General features: G+C 59.2%; 12 protein-coding genes. 11 read left to right on the forward strand and 1 reads right to left on the reverse strand.

The features are described from left to right. Nucleotides 1–16: 16 nt before the first annotated feature. From I6F12_RS11915 to I6F12_RS11945, 7 genes are all read left to right on the forward strand, one after another. Complete coding sequence (locus I6F12_RS11915) at nt 17–952, forward strand: sugar ABC transporter permease (RefSeq protein WP_225156343.1); 936 nt, start codon at nt 17–19, stop codon at nt 950–952. A 45-nt stretch (nt 953–997) separates the two neighbouring features. After that, the gene (locus I6F12_RS11920) at nt 998–1,825 is read left to right on the forward strand and encodes a carbohydrate ABC transporter permease (RefSeq protein ID WP_225156345.1); all 828 of its coding nucleotides are present in this window, start codon (nt 998–1,000) and stop codon (nt 1,823–1,825) included. A gap of 14 nt (nt 1,826–1,839) precedes the next feature. After that, nucleotides 1,840–2,760, forward strand: coding sequence for a ribokinase (locus I6F12_RS11925; RefSeq protein ID WP_225125233.1), 921 nt, complete (start codon nt 1,840–1,842; stop codon nt 2,758–2,760). Then, entirely contained in the window at nt 2,760–3,530 is a 771-nt protein-coding gene (locus I6F12_RS11930) for an SDR family oxidoreductase (protein ID WP_036008286.1), read from the forward strand. Before I6F12_RS11925 ends, I6F12_RS11930 begins: the two co-directional genes overlap by 1 nt. After that, a complete protein-coding gene (locus I6F12_RS11935) occupies nt 3,523–4,350 on the forward strand; it encodes an HAD-IIA family hydrolase (RefSeq protein WP_225156348.1) in 828 nt (275 codons plus the stop codon). The genes I6F12_RS11930 and I6F12_RS11935 overlap by 8 nt, the downstream gene beginning before the upstream one ends. Further along, complete coding sequence (ugpC, locus tag I6F12_RS11940) at nt 4,350–5,459, forward strand: sn-glycerol-3-phosphate ABC transporter ATP-binding protein UgpC (RefSeq protein ID WP_225156350.1); 1,110 nt, start codon at nt 4,350–4,352, stop codon at nt 5,457–5,459. The genes I6F12_RS11935 and ugpC overlap by 1 nt, the downstream gene beginning before the upstream one ends. A 132-nt stretch (nt 5,460–5,591) precedes the next feature. After that, nucleotides 5,592–7,271, forward strand: coding sequence for a phosphoenolpyruvate hydrolase family protein (locus I6F12_RS11945; protein ID WP_240538136.1), 1,680 nt, complete (start codon nt 5,592–5,594; stop codon nt 7,269–7,271). 11 nt (nt 7,272–7,282) lie between these two features. Here I6F12_RS11945 and I6F12_RS11950 read toward each other — a convergent pair whose 3' ends face one another. Further along, on the reverse strand, nt 7,283–7,837 hold the full coding sequence (locus I6F12_RS11950) for a hypothetical protein (RefSeq protein ID WP_225156352.1): 555 nt from the start codon (nt 7,835–7,837) through the stop codon (nt 7,283–7,285). A gap of 157 nt (nt 7,838–7,994) precedes the next feature. Here I6F12_RS11950 and I6F12_RS11955 point away from each other — a divergent pair, with 157 nt between their 5' ends. The 4 genes from I6F12_RS11955 to I6F12_RS11970 all read left to right on the forward strand — a co-directional run bounded on the left by I6F12_RS11955 (nt 7,995) and on the right by I6F12_RS11970 (nt 13,716). Continuing rightward, nucleotides 7,995–9,260: a Tm-1-like ATP-binding domain-containing protein gene (locus tag I6F12_RS11955; protein WP_051056931.1), complete on the forward strand. Its 1,266-nt coding sequence runs from the start codon at nt 7,995–7,997 to the stop codon at nt 9,258–9,260. Continuing rightward, nucleotides 9,247–10,077: a phosphoenolpyruvate hydrolase family protein gene (locus I6F12_RS11960; RefSeq protein WP_225156355.1), complete on the forward strand. Its 831-nt coding sequence runs from the start codon at nt 9,247–9,249 to the stop codon at nt 10,075–10,077. Before I6F12_RS11955 ends, I6F12_RS11960 begins: the two co-directional genes overlap by 14 nt. A gap of 29 nt (nt 10,078–10,106) precedes the next feature. Then, nucleotides 10,107–11,876, forward strand: a complete 1,770-nt coding sequence (locus I6F12_RS11965; RefSeq protein ID WP_225156357.1) for an FAD-dependent oxidoreductase — start codon at nt 10,107–10,109, stop codon at nt 11,874–11,876. A 208-nt stretch (nt 11,877–12,084) separates the two neighbouring features. Further along, a complete protein-coding gene (locus I6F12_RS11970; protein WP_225156359.1) occupies nt 12,085–13,716 on the forward strand; it encodes an NADP-dependent glyceraldehyde-3-phosphate dehydrogenase in 1,632 nt (543 codons plus the stop codon). Nucleotides 13,717–13,724 lie beyond the last annotated feature (8 nt).

Here is a 13,724-nt window from a genome sequence, read left to right on the forward strand (position 1 = left end):
AGGGATTAACGGGACCGTGACGCTACAGCCTACGGCCGGTCAACTTGCCTCGTCGAAGGACGAGCCGGTGAAAAGTGCCGGCGAGTGGCGTCTCGACTGGTGGAGCATTGCCGCGGTCGTACCCGCTATCGTCGTCCTGCTCGGCTTTCTTTTCCTGTTCTTCTACGGAATCTTTCAGTCTCTTACAGATCTCCGGTTTGGACGACCGCTGGTCCACTTAGTTGGGTTCAACAACTATGCAGCCCTGATCAAGACTGAAGATTTCTGGAGCAGCGTTCGCGCGACCCTCGGCTACGCGGGATTGGCTGTACTAGTAGAAGCCATATTTGGACTTGCGCTTGCAAAGCTATTCGCCACGGAGGTGTTCCTTGCACGTTTGATGCGGCGTGTCATTCTGCTGCCACTCGTCCTTCCGCCGATGAGCGTCGCCCTCATGTGGACGACGATGATGGACCCGCAAAACGGGATTCTGAATTATTTGCTCTCGCTTGTTGGGATCAGCCGCTTTGCATGGATTTCGGATCCAACGACGGCGATGTTCTCCCTGGTTCTCATCGACGTGTGGACCTACACGCCTTTCTTCGCACTGATCATCTTTGCCGGTCTACAGGGCCTCAACGACGAGGTGAGGGAGGCCGCTCGGGTCAACGGCGCGAAAGGTTGGGCAACCTTCCGGTATATCGAGTTACCGCTCGTCGCTCCATATATTCTGATTGCCGCGGTATTTCGGCTGATCGAATCCCTCAACCAGTTCGACATCATTTTTGGGACCACGCAAGGAGGGCCGGGCGACAGCACCGCCGTGCTTTCGGTACGCGCCTACATTGTCGCCTTCCAGAATCTTGCCTTTGGGCGCGGTGCCGCGCTCATGGTAATCAATTGGTTGATCGTGCTCGTCGGAGCGTTTGCCATGGTCAAGCTGTGGCGCTTCGTTCGGCAGCGCGTAAGCTGATCGAGGTCGCCAATGCGTTTGAGACGATCAACCTCTACCAGTCTGATGCTGAATGTCCTGGTCGCTGCTTGCGCGCTGATCCTGACGTTTCCCCTCGTCTGGATCGTGATGATGTCGCTCAAACAGCAGTCCGAGGTCATGACGTGGCCGCCGACGTTCATATTCACGCCAACGCTGGAGAACTTTCGCGTCCTCTTTGACGTCGCCCAGGCCGGCGCGACCAGTTACGGTACCATCAAGGTGGATTTCCTGACACCGATCGCGAACAGCGTAGTGATTGCGTTTGGCGCCGTTACGATCTCTGTGCTCGTCGGAGTGCCCGCCGGATACGTGCTGGCGAGGCGCGACGTACCTTTCAAGGAAGATATCGCTTTCTTTATCCTGGGCTTCCGCTTTGCTCCGGCGTTGCTGGTCGTCATCCCGCTCTTTAGCGTTTTCCAGAGAATTGGGCTGTACGATACCTATTTCGGGATGATCTGGGTTTACCAGGTCGTCACCCTGCCGATGATCGTCTGGCTGAGCCGCTCCTATATCGAAGACATCCCGAAGGACATCGAGGAAGCGGCCGCCATGGATGGTGCAAAGCCGTTCCGCATCGTGCTGCACATCGTGCTGCCGCTCTTAAAGCCGGGTCTGATAGGCGCCTCATTGCTCATTTTTCTGCTCGCATGGCACAACTTCGCGCTCGGTCTGATCTTGAGCTCGACCAGGGCGCCGGTGACGGTAGCTCTTCTCAAGCTGCTCAATCCGGGCGTCCAATTCTACCCCGTCATGGCCGCCGGACTTGTGGTGACCATGATCATTCCCGTCGTTCTGATCGTCCTCGGCCAGCGTCATCTTGAACGTGGTCTTACCTTCGGTGCCGTGAAATGAGCCCCAGGCCATTGATGTTCTTCGGAACGACCAATCTTGATCTCTGCTTCAATGTCGAGCGGCTTCCGACACCGGGCGAAAGCCTCATGGGAGCCTTGAACCGCAACCCCGGAGGCAAGGGCGCCAACCAGGCTGTTGCTGCTGCTCGGCTTGGACTGCGCCCACACTTTTACACGCGGCTCGGAGACGATGATGCCGGTCGATCGCTGTCGCTGTCCCTGCGGGATGCGGGCGTTCGCGCTGACGCTATCGAAGTGTGCCCAGGAGAAATATCGGGATCAGCTCTCGTTCTGGTCGGTGACGATGGCTCCAACATGATCGTCATAGATCCCGGCGCTAATCTGAACGTCACCCCTGCCATGATCGATAGAGCCGCGGAATTCATTGAGCACGACGCGATCGTTGTTGCCGAGATGGGCATGCCGATTCCCGCTCTTAATCGCCTCTTTGAGATGAAACGGGCAAAGGGATTTGAACTCATTTTCAATCCAGCGCCCGTTAGAGCCGGGCTTTCATCGGCGGCATGGAGAAACGTCAATTTCGTCACTCCGAACCAGACCGAAGCTTTTGAGTTAACCGGGGTCGAGGTGCACGACTTTGAGGGTGCCGCTCACGCCGCCGGAAAACTACTCGACCTCGGTCCAAACGCAGCGCTGATTACTCTCGGCGCGCAGGGGGCCTTTTACGCCGATGCGGAGCGGGCTTTTGCCCTGCGGGCATTTCCCGTGAAGGTCGTTGACACGACCGCTGCGGGCGATGCGTTCAATGGGGGCTTCGCAGCGTCACTCGCCCAGCGGCTGCCGTTGCGAGAAGCCGTCAAAAGGGCGCTGGCAGTGGCCGCATTGTGCGTGACACGACGCGGCGCCCAAAGCTCCATGCCGACCGGCGAGGCCGTCGACGAGTTCCTGAAATCCCAAACGATCTTGGAGTTGTAATGACCGAACAGTTCTCAGTTGCAGACAGGACCGTGCTCGTCACCGGGGCCGGCGGCGGCATAGGCTCCTCCATTGCCAATGCCTTCCGCCAAGGCGGAGCAAACGTCCTGGCGACAGACGCGAACCTGGAGAACCTCCGGGACATTCTGACGAGGTTACCTCACGGGAACGGCATATTGCCAATGGCGATGGATGTGGCGCGCGAGGAAGACGTTGCAAGGGTTCTCGACGAGATCGCCAGGCTGTTCGGCAGGCTTGACGTGTTGATCAACAACGCCGGCATAAAATCGGCCCAGCCGCTTCTCAGCGGCAATGCTGACAAGATAGAGCGCACCATACAGATCAACTCGGTCGCCGTGCTGCGCTGCTCGAAGCTGGTCATCGAGCGTTTTATGAACAGCAAAGGCGGTCGCATAGTCAATGTCGGCTCCTCACTGTCCTCGCAAGGCGCCGTTTTCAACTATCAGGCCGGCGGAGCCGACTATTGCTTGTCGAAGGCGATCGTTCACGACGTAACCAAGCTCCTCGCCTACGAATGCGCTCCTCTCAACATCAACGTCAACGCAATCGCGCCCGGCATCATCGATACACCCATGCACGGCCGTCCGCGGGAGGAGACCGAGGCACGGCATAGTGGCCGAATTCCTTTGGGGCGGGTCGGATTGCCCGAGGATATCGCTGGGCTTGCGGTCTTCCTCGCAAGTCCCGCAGCCTCCTACATGACCGGGCAGATCGTTCATGTGAACGGCGGGATGCTGATGAATGGCTAGCACAGGCTCTCACCTCAGCTGGCCACCAATCCAAGGCATCATCTCGGATCTGGACGGGGTGGTCTATCGCGGGCACGCAGCGATCGCAGATGCGATAGGAGCATTCGCTCGGTGGCAGACAGCCGGCCTGCGATTTTGTTTCGTGACGAACAATTCGACGCACACGCCAGAGGACGTCGTCCGCAAGCTGGAAGGACACGGTCTTGCAATTGCGCCCGAGCAGGTGGTTACAAGCGCTGTCACGGCCGCGGAGCTCATCCGTGCGAAATACCCAGAATTGAGACGCGTCTATGTTATCGGTGCTCCCTCCCTCGTGAAGGCCTTGGTTGGCGCAGGACTCGAGGTCACCGAGCGAACACCCGAAGCCGTAGTGATGGGGCTCGATCGCGAGATCACGCACGAGAAGATGCGGATCGCGGTTGACGCGATCCTGAATGGAGCCGCTTTTATCGGCACCAATCCGGATCTTCTGCTGCCGACGGCGAGCGGATTCGAACCAGGAGCTGGTGCAGCGATCGCAGCTATTGCTGCTGCCACGCAAGTGAGACCGTTGATCGCCGGTAAGCCCGAACCGCATATGATCGAAACGGCACTTTCTCGGCTTGGTACCGCTCGCGATTCGACTATTCTAATCGGCGATCAAATTCAGACCGATATTCAGGCCGGAAAGAGGGCAGGTCTACCGAGCGTGCTTGTCACGACCGGTGTGCCGGCCCGAGAGGACCCGTCTTTGAAACCGCCCGATTTCATCGTGTCGAGCTTGGGCGAGATCGATGTGACCGCGACTCTCTCGGGGCCGTCACGACAGAGGAGGGTATGATGGCCGATGTGCGCCTGCAAGGCGTTAGGAAGGTGTATGGAACGATAGAAGTCCTGCGCAACATTGACCTGACAATAGATCACGGCGAGTTCGTTGCCTTCGTCGGTCCATCTGGGTCGGGCAAGTCCACTTTGTTGCGCATGATAGGGGGGCTGGAGCCCATCAGCGGCGGGCGGCTCCTGATCGATAATGAGCTCGTCAACGATATCGACGCGGCGGACCGCAACATCGGAATGGTATTTCAAAGCTACGCTCTCTATCCGCATATGACCGTGAGAGAGAACCTTGCCTTCCCGCTGCGTATGGCCAAGGCTGCGAGGGGCGAGATCGCCACCAGGATAGGGGAGACTGCTTCGCTCTTGCAGGTGGATCATCTGCTGGACCGCAAGCCCCGACAACTCTCAGGGGGACAACGGCAGCGCGTCGCAATCGGGCGCGCAATCATGCGCGAACCAAAGGTGTTCCTGTTCGATGAGCCCCTCTCCAACCTGGACACGGAATTGCGGGTGCAGATGAGGGTTCAGATTGCCAAGCTTCATAAGCAGCTCGGCAACACGATGATCTATGTAACACACGACCAGGTCGAGGCGATGACCATGGCGGACAAGATCGTCGTGCTCAAGGACGGAAATATCGAGCAAGTCGGCAGCCCGCACGACCTCTACCACAATCCGGCATCGCGCTTCGTGGCAGGGTTCATTGGTTCGCCCAAAATGAACTTCCTGGGTGGCGAGGTCGAGGCGGCGCACCAGGGAGGTATGGACGTGCGCCTTCAGACCGGCACCAGCGTCTGCGTCCCGGTCCAACCAGACAAAGAATTGGTCGGCAAGGCGATCACGCTCGGAATTCGGCCCGACGATTTCTCCGCGTCCTCGCAGACGCAGCAGGATATCGCCATCGAGCTCGCTGTCGATTTCGTCGAGCATCTCGGCAGCGTTACCTACATCTACGGCAACGCCGGAAACGAAGCTGTCGTCGCCAAGGCGCCAAAAGAGCCGCTCAAGAGGGCGGGGAAGCTTCGTCTTGCTGCTGCTCCCGCGGATTGCCACCTGTTCATGAGCAACGGCAGGGCGCTTCGGCGGTTGCATGCGCCGGCGAATTGGAGCTAGTCTTTCGCTCAAGCCGGGCGATGATGTCGGCCCAGTTTTGGATAGCGGACGGATGAGGTGAAGGGAGCCGGTATCAGGCAGTTCTTCCGAAATTCCCGCTCTTTTGTACTTGGGGCGGGAATCGGTTCAGGCATGACCGCACGAGCGGCCGAACGGGCGGGCGCAGATTTCGTACTTGCGCTCAATGCGGGCCGTTTTCGTGCGATGGGCGGCTCCTCGCCTGCATCCATTCTTCCAATCCGCAATTGCAACGAGTTCGTGGCCAGCTTTGGACGGACCGAAATCCTGCCTAGCACGAAACTGCCCGTATTCTTCGGTGCCTGCACGTTCGATCCGCAGCTCGATCTTGACCGCTGGCTCGATCGGATCATCAGATGGGGGTTTTCCGGAGTCACCAACTTTCCGTCAGTCATACACATCGATGACTACCGGAGGTCGTTGCTCGAGAAGTGCGGCCTTGGTTACGCTCGAGAGACCGAGCTTCTGGTGAAGGCCGCAAAACGCGGCCTGATGACCATCGCCTATACGCGCACCCAAGCCGAGGCCAGGCGCATGGTTGAAGCGGGTGCTGAGGCGATCTGCATCAACTTCAATCTAAACCGCGGTGTCGAAAGCACGTCGGACCCGTCGATCAGCCTGTCGGAGCTTGCAGCACGCACCAGTGCTGTTGCGCGCGTTGCTCAATCCATCGACAAGAGTGCCATTTGCCTGCTTGGCGGCGGACCGATTACAAAGCCCGACGAATTGTTGGATATCTGCCGAGAGACGGGTATCCAAGGTTTCATCGGAGGCTCTTCGCTGGACCGCGTGCCGTTGGAGATGTCCGTCCTTGAGGTGACCTCGGGCTTCAAAACCATCCACTTATTGCGGGAGAAGGTCGATCTGCTTGAACGGCAGCTCCAGCTGAGCGGATTCAGGCACGGGGTCATCGCGCAGGCGTCTTCGATGAAGCGCATCCTCGAGACGACAAAACGCTTGGCCGCCAACCCCAATCCAGTGCTTGTCTGGGGCGAAGCCGGCTCGGGGAAACGAAGAATAGCAGGTCTCGTACTCGCCTTTAGCGATCGCAAGCACGCCAAGGCGGCGCTGTTTCAGTGCCGGCCAGGCCCCGCGATCGATACGCTGGGAGCGTTGTTTGGCGCCGAGCGCGATGAGACCAGAAGGCGCCAATTGTCGCTCCTGGAAACGTCAAGCGATGGTGCGGTCTTGCTGCTGCATGTGGACCAGCTTTCGCGCGAGGGGCAGGAGCGTCTTGCCGATTACCTCGAGACTGGCGGTTTCACACCTTTGAACGGTATCGCGGTTGTCCGCTCCACGGCGCGGATCATCGCGACCGCCACCGTCTCCCGGGGGGCTGGCCTTGAAACTGTGTTATGTCCCCGGCTGCTCGCTTTGTTTGCGGGACTCGATATTGAGCTGCCTTCCTTGCCAGACCGGCTCGAGGATCTTCCGCAGCTGATTCAACACTTCACGGTCGAGGCGAAGGGAGATTCGAGGGCCCAGACGCTTGCAATTGAAAATTCAGCATTCCTGGCGCTCGCCGGTCATGACTGGCCGGGCAATTTGCGGGAATTGCGCCAGATCGTAAACCAGCTCGTGACCCTGCGGCAAACCCACATCACGGCCGATGTGCTAAGACCGCTTCTGGATGCCCAGTCACATGCCAAGCCCTCGGCTTCGCTGTCCGAACGCGAGTGGATCATTGAAGGCCTGAAAAGAAACCGGCTTCACCGAGGCAAGACCGCCCGCTCTCTCGGGCTTTCAAGAAAAACGCTATATAACAAGATCAAGAAGCTGCGGATCCTCGAATAGCGCTGCGCTTCTCACGTTGGAAGTGGCCGCCTTGAAGCGGTTGCCTCTAGGAGCGCGAACTTCGGTACCGGCGACCCCTGAGGTCCAAGGCTTACCAGCCCCATGTCGGTTCCAATCGTCAGAGCGAGCGCCTCCGGGGGCAAATAGACCACGCCATCGAGTTGCGAACCTAACCGCCGCTCCGCCGCCGCGACGTCCGACTCGTTGGCCGCCGCGAACAACGCCTTGAACCCGAGGCTTGCGAACCATTCCATGCGCCGAAGCTCGAGCTCCTGTCCGGTGTCGACGGGCACGCCTCCGCTCGACCGTTCAAGTATCGACGCAGGTGGAAAGTTTATGATCCCGGTGATCTCAGCATTTTTCAACAAGTCGGCGAAATCCTCCCAGCATGCAAAGGGATCGATCATGACGATCGCCGCATAAGCAGGAACGGGCGTCCTCTTTTTGATAATGTGCAAGTCCCGCAATAGGCAGTTGTTCCAGTCGATGACAGGCAGGGTCGCCATGACGAGCATAGCGTCCTCAGGAAGGCTGCGCAGCGACGGGGCATAGATCTGCAGGGACATGCCGCGGCGAACCAAGAGGTCTGTGGCAAGTTTGCCGATAATTGTCGCTCTCACGGCTTCTACCCAATCTTACCCATTTACGCGCTTCGTCGATCTTATACCCGGTTTGGGCCCGGTCTAGACCACCTGCTGTCACAAATGGTCCGGGAGGACAACGGTGTCTCACCATTGCGCGGACGGCCAGAGGTCGGTCCGGGATGGCCATCTATTCGAGCCAGCGACTGCGGCCTTGGGCGCGGTCGCGGTCGTGGCCACAATGGACACCAAGGGGAAGGAAGCCTCTTTCCTTGCGGATGTCATCAAGGGACAAGGCAGAAGTACCGTCCAGATCGATATTGGCACGTCCGCCAATCGGAATCTGGCGCGGCCAGCTGACGGTGCGGGAGCGCGCCTGGCGTCACCAGCCGAGCTCCTGAAAGAGATAGCCGCCACTACGCGCACGCGAGTTGCCGGGCTCCTGGCCTCCGGCGAGATCAGCGCGATCGTGGCGATTGCGGGAGGCAAGGGGAGCGCTGTTTTCGGCGAGATCGCGTCTGATTTGCCTTATGGCTTTCCGAAGCTGCTGGTGACGAGTGCGCGGCCAGCGCTCCTCGCTGAACTCGCGACCCATCACGACATCGTCCTGTACCCAACGCTGGTCGATCTCGTCGGTATCAACGCGTTCACGGCACGAGTGCTGGAGAATGCAGGGCGGGCTATTTCCGCCATGCATTATCAACCCAGCAAACGTGAACGCGAGAGGAAGGTCGTTGCGATCACGGCCTTCGGCGTGACGACGCCTGCAGCAAATCAGTGCGTGTCCCTGCTTGCCGATGCCGGCCTGCACGCGATCGTGTTTCCGGCCAACGGAGCCGGTGGCCGGAAAATGGAGCAGCTGATCGCTGCCGGCGAATTCGATGCCGTGATCGATCTGACTACAACGGAGTTGGCCGATGAACTCGTGGGAGGCACAGCCAGCGCCGGCCCCGATCGGCTCAAGGCGGCCTCGCACCAACAGATCCCGCAAGTCATCGCACCCGGCGCGGTTGACATGGTTAATTTCGGCCCGCCCTCCAGCGTACCCGATCAATTCCGAAACCGCCGGTTCTACTCCCATACTCCTTACACGACACTGATGCGTACGACGCCTGCCGAGAATGCCAGTATCGGCGAGCTTACGGCCGAGCGGCTGTCGCAGGCCCAGGGGCCTGCCATCGTGCTTTGGCCAGCCAAAGGCGTGTCGGACTACGACCGGGAGGGCGGCGTATTTCGTGACACGGAAGCCGACCAGGCCTGGCTGCAGGCAATCAAGACCAGTCTCCGGCCAGAGATCGCGGTCCGCGAACTCAGCTGCCACATCAACGACCCCGAATTTGCCGAGGCCGCCGTGACGTGGATCCTCGAGCACTTGGACCTGGGAGGTCTATTTCGTGCGAATATTTGATCGAGCGGAAATTGTTTCGAGGATCGCAAGCCAAGTCGCGGACCGAAAAGCGATTCTCGCCGCGGCCAGCAGCTGTGGGTTGGTCGCAAAATGTGCTGCGCTCGGAGGGGCCGATATGCTGGTGGTCTACAGCACAGGTCTCTCGCGGCTCATGGGCCTTCCCACCAGTCGCATCGGTGATTCCAATGACCGAACGTTGGAGCTCGCTGCGGAAATCCGCAACGTCGTATCTTCTGTGCCGGTGATTGGCGGCGTTGAAGCTTGGGATCCTCTCCGGCTTGATCTTGATGCTCTTCTGGACAAGTTCTCTGCTGCCGGCTTCTCCGGCGTGATCAACTACCCGACCATCTCCACCATGGGAGAAAAATGGCGTGACCGCCGCGGTCGTGTAGGGCTCGGCTTCGAGCGCGAGGTCGAGATGATTGCGACTGCCCGCAAGAAGAACATCTTCTCGCTCGCCTACGTAGCGAGCGCTGACGACGCCAAAGCCATGGCGAGTAGCGGAGCGGACTGCATTGTCCCTCATGTCGGCGCTACCCGAGGCGGGCTCGTGGGCCACGAGGAAGGACAGTCGATCCAGGAGGCGATCAGGCGCATCAACGAGATCAACGCGGCAGCCAAGGGGGTCCGATCGGATATCATTCTCCTCTGCCACGGTGGGGCAATCGCCGAGCCACAGGATACGTATGAAGTTTACCGCTCGACCGAATGTGTCGGCTTCGTTGGCGCCTCCTCCATCGAACGGATTCCAATCGAACGTGCAGTGAAGGCAGCGGCAGAGGAATTTAAAGCCGTTCCTCTGCCGCAGCAAAACTGATGTTCATCGCAAATAAAAAAGAGGCTGGAATGAACGAGCCAATCAGCCAATCAGGCAAGCAGAACAAGGTGACGCTCTCCCGAGCGGGCAGATCGGCGGATGATAGGGAAGCCGATGTCCTCGTGATCGGTAGCGGGGCAGCCGGTCTGTCAGCCGCCCTCTATGCGGCGAAGGCTGGACTTCGAGTGACCGTCTGTGAAAAATCTCCACGACTTGGCGGAACGACGGCTCTCTCAAACGGCATGATCTGGATTCCCTGCTCGCCCCAGGCGCGGTCCGCAAAAATCGAGGACTCGTTTGCCAAGGCCCGGACCTATCTTCAGCATGAGCTGGGCAATTACTACCGGCCAGACCTCATCGAAGCCTATCTGGAGGACGGTCCATCCGCGCTTGCTTCGCTCGAGAACGGGACAGAGGTCAAGTTCACACTGGCCTCAGCGCCCGATTATCACTCGAGCCAAGTCGGCGGCGTAGACAAGGGCCGGGCACTCAGCCCTGCCCCCTACGATGCGCGCCTTCTCGGCAAAGACTTCAATCTCATCGGGGATCCCATTCGTGTTGTACTCGGAGGGATGATGATCTCGTCCGGCGAGGTCCGAAGCTTCCTGAATCCGTTTCAATCCTTCTCGTCCCTCAAGCACGTCCTGCGCCGCGTCAGCCGCTACGCACGGGATCGCTTGAGCTATAGGCGCGGCACGGAATTCAGTGGAGGCAACGCGTTGATCGCTCGCTTGCTGGTGAGCTTGCGCAAGCTCAATGTCGAAATATGGCCGGCGTCTACTCTTCTTGAACTCATCAAGGAGGATGGGCGCGTCACGGGGGCAATCATCAAACACGCCGATTCCGAGCTTCGCGTGCGTGCTTCCCATGGCGTCGTCCTCGCAACCGGCGGCTTCGCGCGCAACGCCCAGCTGAGAGCCGAGCTGAGCGGACCGCATCAGCATGACGACACCCTGGCTCATCCCGATGTCACCGGCGATGGCATTGAGCTTGCAACGAAGGTCGGAGCCGCAGTCGATAAGGATGTCGCGTCCGCAGGGTTCTGGACACCAGTATCGATCCTCAAGACCAGGAGCAGCTCACAAGTTGTCCCGTATGGCTGGCTCGATCGGGGGCGTCCCGGCGTCATCGCGGTCGCGCCGAACGGGCGCCGATTCGTAAATGAGTCCAACTCCTACCATGACATTTGCCTGGCGATGTTCGCAAACGGATACCCCGCAGACAAGCGGTTCTATTTCGTCTGTGATTACGATTTCGTTCGCCTCCGCGGCATGGGACATCTGTTGCCGTGGCCATGGACGCTGAGCATCCGGAAATACGCGCGGCTTGGATATATCAAGGTGGGGCGAACAATCCCAGAGCTTGCCAGGGAAATCGGACTCGACCCAGCCGAGCTCGAGAGAACGATCGAGGAGCACAACGCCCACGCCGCCACAGGGATCGATCCACTCTTCAAGCGCGGTGAGTCGGCCTTCAACCGCACGCTTGGGGATCCATCGGTCGGAGCAAAGAACCCAAATCTCGGACCGATCCGAAAGGGCCCCTTCATTGCGCTGCCGATCGTTCCGGCAACGCTCGGCACTGCGTCGGGCCTCGCAACCGATAGCTGCGGTAAAGTTCTGGACGCACAGCGCAAGCCGATCCCGGGTCTCTACGCCTGCGGCAACGACATGACTTCGCCAATGCGCGGAATCTACCCGGGAGCAGGGATCACAATCGGTCCCGCGATCGTCTTCAGCTACCGTGCTGTGGCGGATATCCTCGCCGCCTCCAATACCGAGAAACGAGTGGCTTCCTAAAGGGAGGATTGAGATTGCCGCCCTGCGATCGCGGAAATTCTGCTGATGCTTGCGGTTCCGTTCGAGCGGGGCAGCGACGTGCCGAAGGGCGCTATAAGTGTGAGCCGATAGTATTGATGCTAGGCCGTCAGAAAAGGGGGAGGCCGTCGCGGCACTGTGATCTGCGCGACTTCGTTGTCTCTTCGGATACCAGTCCTTGTTGTGAATCATGATGATGAGCCGCGATAATCTCAGCTTGCTCTTTCCGACTGCCGATGACGCGGCTTTGCACGAGGCCGCCATTGCGCCCATTGAACAGCGGAGTGTTCTCGTTAACGGCGAAATGCGGGACTGGATAGGGCCGGTCAAGAACGTTCTGTCTCCCGTGATGGTCCGCGGAAGTAATGGCGGGTTGACGCAGATGCGGATCGGCAGCCATCCGTCCGGCGACGTCGCGACGGCGATAACCGCACTCGACGCTGCGGTCGCTGCATACGACAGCGGGCGCGGCGCGTGGCCCACCATGCGTGTTTCAGAGCGCATCCTGGCGATGCAAAGATTTCTCGCCGGAATGTGTGCGCGCCGCGCCGAAGTCACACGGCTTATCATGTGGGAGATTGGCAAAACGCTCGCGGATTCAGAAAAGGAATTTGACCGCACAGTGGACTACGTCCGGCAAACAATCGACGCGGTGCGCAATCTCGACAATGCCAACTCGCGGTTTGAAATCGTTGAAGGAGTGATTGCCCTGATACGCCGAACGCCACTCGGCGTTGTCCTCTGCATGGGGCCATACAACTATCCCCTGAATGAAACTTTCGCGACGCTCATTCCGGCGTTGATCATGGGCAATTGCGTCGTCTTCAAGCCGCCCCGACACGGCGTTCTCTTGTTCGAACCGCTGCTGGAGGTGTTCCGGGCCGCGTTCCCGCCTGGAGTAGTCAACTTCGCCTACGGTGAAGGCGCGGAAATCGTCCCGACACTTCTTGAGACCGGCCAAATCAATGTCCTTACGCTAATCGGCTCGAGCCGAGTGGCCGACCACCTTAAAAAACTCCACCCAAAAACCAACCGCCTGCGTGCCATTCTCGGTCTCGACGCAAAGAACGCGGCGATCGTTATGCCTGATGCTGATATCGCACTCGCAGCAAAGGAATGCCTACTAGGCGCGCTCTCGTTCAATGGACAGCGCTGTACGGCCCTGAAGATGCTGCTCGTGCACCGCGATGTCGCTGATTCGTTCATATCGGCGCTACAAGCGGAGCTCGCCCAACTAAAAATCGGTATGCCCTGGGCGCCAGACGTGACTCTGACGCCCTTGCCAAGTGTCGAGAAAGTAAACCAGATGAGCGCGCTTCTAGATGACGCCGTAACGAAGGGCGCCCGTATTCTCAACGCCGGCGGGGGTACGGCCGTAGCCACTCTTTTCTATCCCGCAGTCGTCTATCCTGTGGGGCCGTCCATGCGGCTCTTTCGGGAGGAGCAGTTCGGACCACTCATCCCCATGTCGAACTTCGAGGATGTCGACCTCGCGCTTGATTACGTGGCCACCTCTGAACATGGCCAGCAGGTAAGCTTGTTCGCCCGCGACCCCGACGTGATCGGTCGCATGTCGGATGTCCTGGTCAATCAAGTCTGCCGCGTCAACTTGAACTGTCAATGTCAACGTGGGCCGGACGTGTTTCCCTTCACGGGCAGGAAGGATGCAGCCGAAGGCACCTTGTCGGTCACGGATGCGCTACGTTCATTTTCCATTCGATCCATGGTGGCCGCGAAGTATACGAGCCCATCGCGCGAGATTCTGAATACCATCGTCGAGGAACGCCATTCCAATTTCGTTCACACTGGTTTCATCCTCTAACTAGGGGA

It is taken from the genome of Bradyrhizobium sp. IC4059, assembly GCF_020193615.1.
Lineage (GTDB): Bacteria > Pseudomonadota > Alphaproteobacteria > Rhizobiales > Xanthobacteraceae > Bradyrhizobium > Bradyrhizobium yuanmingense.

What these genes read in the sequence shown, in the direction of transcription:
- I6F12_RS11920 (WP_225156345.1), top strand. Translation starts at nt 998, where the DNA reads ATGCTGAATGTCCTGGTCGCTGCTTGCGCGCTGATCCTGACGTTTCCC.
- I6F12_RS11925 (WP_225125233.1), top strand. Translation starts at nt 1,840, where the DNA reads ATGTTCTTCGGAACGACCAATCTTGATCTCTGCTTCAATGTCGAGCGG.
- I6F12_RS11930 (WP_036008286.1), top strand. Translation starts at nt 2,760, where the DNA reads ATGACCGAACAGTTCTCAGTTGCAGACAGGACCGTGCTCGTCACCGGG.
- I6F12_RS11935 (WP_225156348.1), top strand. Translation starts at nt 3,523, where the DNA reads ATGGCTAGCACAGGCTCTCACCTCAGCTGGCCACCAATCCAAGGCATC.
- ugpC (WP_225156350.1), top strand. Translation starts at nt 4,350, where the DNA reads ATGGCCGATGTGCGCCTGCAAGGCGTTAGGAAGGTGTATGGAACGATA.
- I6F12_RS11945 (WP_240538136.1), top strand. Translation starts at nt 5,592, where the DNA reads ATGACCGCACGAGCGGCCGAACGGGCGGGCGCAGATTTCGTACTTGCG.
- I6F12_RS11950 (WP_225156352.1), bottom strand. Translation starts at nt 7,837, where the DNA reads ATGTCCCTGCAGATCTATGCCCCGTCGCTGCGCAGCCTTCCTGAGGAC.
- I6F12_RS11965 (WP_225156357.1), top strand. Translation starts at nt 10,107, where the DNA reads ATGAACGAGCCAATCAGCCAATCAGGCAAGCAGAACAAGGTGACGCTC.
- I6F12_RS11970 (WP_225156359.1), top strand. Translation starts at nt 12,085, where the DNA reads ATGATGATGAGCCGCGATAATCTCAGCTTGCTCTTTCCGACTGCCGAT.